The organism is Microcystis sp. M31BS1 (assembly GCF_020245285.1).
GTDB lineage: Bacteria > Cyanobacteriota > Cyanobacteriia > Cyanobacteriales > Microcystaceae > Microcystis > Microcystis panniformis.
In genome coordinates, this window is record NZ_JADBVE010000005.1 from 1 (window position 1) to 3,336 (window position 3,336).

Consider the following 3,336-nt stretch of genomic DNA (forward strand, 5'->3'; position numbering starts at 1 on the left):
AATAACCTCAATGGTGCTGCTGGTAACGATAGCCTCAATGGTGCTGCTGGTAACGATACCCTCAATGGTGCTGCTGGACGCGATACTTTAACCGGTGGGACGGGGACAGACATCTTCATCTTCCGATTTGGTCAGTCCACCGCAGCAGCCCTAGACCGAGTTACGGATTTTGCTATTGGTACTGATAAGATTGACCTGCTTAGTCAAGCTGGTGCGGCCATTAATGCCCCGGTCGCTTTTACCCGGGCAACAGATAGCACCACGACCAATATTAACACCATTGTTTCTAACGTCTTTACCGATGCTAATGGGGCAACAGCCGGAAATCAAGCTCTCGGAACTAACAGTGCTGTTTTAGTGCGGGTTGCTAATGCTACTACCACTTACCTAATTATCAACGACGGTACGGCGGGTTTCCAAAGTGCTAATGATTTGGTGATTAATCTGACTGGGTTAACGGGTACTTTACCGGCGCTCGGCACTATTGCGGTCAATAGTTTCTTTGTCTAAATTGATGGGGGGATTAATTCTCCCCTTTTAATGCTCCCGTTCAAGTAATTTTGATACAAAAAAAGTTAAGAGGCTCTTCTCGACTTTGTGTTATAAGTAGCTGGTTATAATTAAATTAAAAATGGATTTTGCCTCTGATCCCCCCTTAGTCCCCCTTGATAAGGGGGGTACCGATCCCCCCTTAGTCCCCCCTTGATAAGGGGGGCATCTGATAATTTTTAACGCCTACCTACTTAATTTTTGCTTATGAAACCGTGAAATACCTATCAAGCAAGACTTTTAGGGCTATTTTGACGTTCGGCGATGCTCAGTCGAGCCGCGGAAAAAACTAGAAAATATCAGTATAGACCTCGTTTCCACACATAAACCAGAAGAACCCAAATACTGATGGGCAGTCAGGAGTTTAAACTTGTGGAGAGACTGTCAGACTCGTTGGGATTCGTCTCAAAAAGCAGGTTTCTGTGAAGCAAGAATCTCCCATCACACAGCTTGGCATTGTGATGGCGAGAGTGTCAAAATTGTGTTCAATTACTCGTCATCCCAGTCATGCCTTCCAGCGGTCAAGTGAAATCGATTTTTTTTCTGATCCTCTTTCTCCTCAGTATTCTAGGGGGTATTCTACTGGCTTCGCTACTTCAACAACCAGCGATCGCCCAATCCCCTGCCTCGGATACAGTGCTGAATCGTTATCAAATTGGAGAGCAAACCTATCTAGAAAATTGTGCCACTTGCCATATTGCCATTGCTCCCAGCATCCTACCGAGTCAAACTTGGAAAAAAATCCTAGAAAATCCTAATTCTCACTATGGTATCCGTTTAAAACCAATTGTTGGCATTACTCAGCGTCTTATCTGGGATTATCTCAGTTATTCTTCCCGCCCTCTTACCCAGACTACTTTTGTTCCCCTCCTAATTGAACAGTCCACCTATGTAAAGGTTTTGCATCCTAGGGTCAATTTACCCACTCCTCTCGGTCATACCACCTGTGTCAGCTGTCATCCTAACGCTTCCCGCTACGATTATCAGACCCTTACCCCCATCTGGGATGATGCAGCCTAATCAGTGATCAGTTATCAGTTATCAGTTATCAGTTATCAGTGATCAGTTTTCAGTTTTCAGTTATCAGTTTTGAGATGTGAGTTTTTAGTTCACTGATTACTGTTTACTGTTTACTGATCACTGAGAGGGGGTGCAGTTAGGGTGATTTCGCCAATTTGGCCAGCTTTACCCATTAATTGGGCAGGTTTTTGGTTAAGAGAGATTTTAACACCGCCAGCATTGCCCGATCGAATATTTAAACTCTTTTGGGCTGTCCAAGTTTGTTTAGTCCCGGGTTGGAGATTGCCTTCATGGACTTTTTTGCCATCGGCAATTACCCTTACCCAAGCGGCCTGTTCAATAGTTACCTGGGCTGAGAGGGGAACTTTTGGCTGAGGAGAAGGGGAGGGAGAGCCTACCAGTGCAGGAGAGACTACTGGTGCGGGGGAACCCACGGGGGAAGGAGAGGGAGTAACGGCAGGGGGGTTAGAGAGAGGGGGACGGAGGAAAAGATAGCCAATACCACAAAATATGCCCGCCAGCAAGCCTAGCCAGAGATACATCCCGAAAAAGGTTGATTTAGCCAGTTGGGGGCTAGTTTCCAGGGCTGGTTTTTCTGGTTTCACCGGTTCCACTTTTGGGGCAGCGGGTTCAGCCTTGGGGAGAGGGGTAGCTTTTGTGGGCAGTTTTTTCGGAATAGTTACCTCTTGAGCTAATTGTTCCGCACTAGGAGACAAGCGATCGGCTAAAGCTTTACCATCAATTTTTAGAGCATCACCGTAGCGTTTGATAAATCCCTTGACATAAATTAATTCTGGTAATTTCTCCCAATTCCCCGTTTCCAACGCTTCTAGCATTGGTACTCTAATCATCGTCAGGGCGGCGATATCGTCTATGCTCAGGCAGCTTTCTTCCCGTTTTTGACGTAAATAAGTCCCGATTTCCTTGATTTGTTCGGCTTGTAGGGGACTGAGTTGACTCATAATTCCAGTCATAATCTATACCAACTTAGATGATAATCTCGATTTTGTTATTTTGGGATAATCTGTTCTCTAGAAGCTCCTTTCACCTTGTCATCATTACCGGCGAAAAGGTTCCAAAAACCAGCAAAAATCAGCAATACTTGCAAAAGTTAAGTTTTTTATCTCAAATGTCGGGGTTTCACCCCGACCAATATAAAAGAGCGAAGCACGACTAAAATCTTGACAATCTCTGCTGTATAGGTTAACTTAAAATAAGTTGTTTGAGGTCGATAAACAATGATTATCTTAGAAATGAAAGCAGTGGTCAAACCAAGTCAGTCTTCTGCCATAGATGAAGCTATTCGTACAGTACAATTCATCAGAAACAAAGCATTAAGACTTTGGATGGATGCCAAGAGAGAAGACAAAATCGATAAATATTCTCTCAATAAATATTGTGCAGTTCTCGCCCAACAGTTCAAGTTTGTCGATACTCTAAATTCTACGGCTAGACAAGCATCGGCAGAACGGGACTGGTCAGCTATTGCTCGTTTCTATGACAATTGTCAGAAAAAAATAAAAGGGAAAAAAGGTTATCCCAAGTTTCAGAAAAATAATCGTTCTGTGGAATATAAAAACTGTGGCGGTCAACTATCGGAGGATAGAAAAAAATTACTTTCACAGATAAGAAAAATCTTGGCACGGTTAAACTGAAAGGAACTAGAGACTTAAACTTTTACCCTATAGACCAAATTAAACGAGTTAGGATTGTTAAACGAGCAGACGGTTACTATGTCCAATTCTGCCTTAGCGTTGATATTCGGGA

Annotated in this window: 3 protein-coding genes and 1 pseudogene; 3 read left to right on the forward strand and 1 reads right to left on the reverse strand. The window is 43.7% G+C overall.

The genetic code is table 11. The annotated features are described in order from the left end of the window. Together IM509_RS00180 and IM509_RS00185 are read left to right on the forward strand one after the other, a co-directional pair. The coding region (locus IM509_RS00180) for a bluetail domain-containing putative surface protein (RefSeq protein WP_287716217.1) at positions 1–510 on the forward strand (510 nt) is incomplete at its 5' end. A 546-nt stretch (positions 511–1,056) separates the two neighbouring features. Beyond that, positions 1,057–1,569, forward strand: a complete 513-nt coding sequence (locus tag IM509_RS00185) for a dihem cytochrome c family protein (protein ID WP_052276987.1) — start codon at positions 1,057–1,059, stop codon at positions 1,567–1,569. 110 nt (positions 1,570–1,679) lie between these two features. Here the strand turns inward: IM509_RS00185 and IM509_RS00190 are convergent, their stop codons facing one another. Next, positions 1,680–2,543, reverse strand: coding sequence for a helix-turn-helix domain-containing protein (locus tag IM509_RS00190; RefSeq protein WP_052276988.1), 864 nt, complete (start codon positions 2,541–2,543; stop codon positions 1,680–1,682). 264 nt (positions 2,544–2,807) lie between these two features. On the opposite strand from IM509_RS00190, the pseudogene IM509_RS00195 reads away from it, so the two are divergent. Then, a pseudogene (locus IM509_RS00195) lies at positions 2,808–3,336 on the forward strand (nuclease/transposase family protein); the annotation flags it as partial.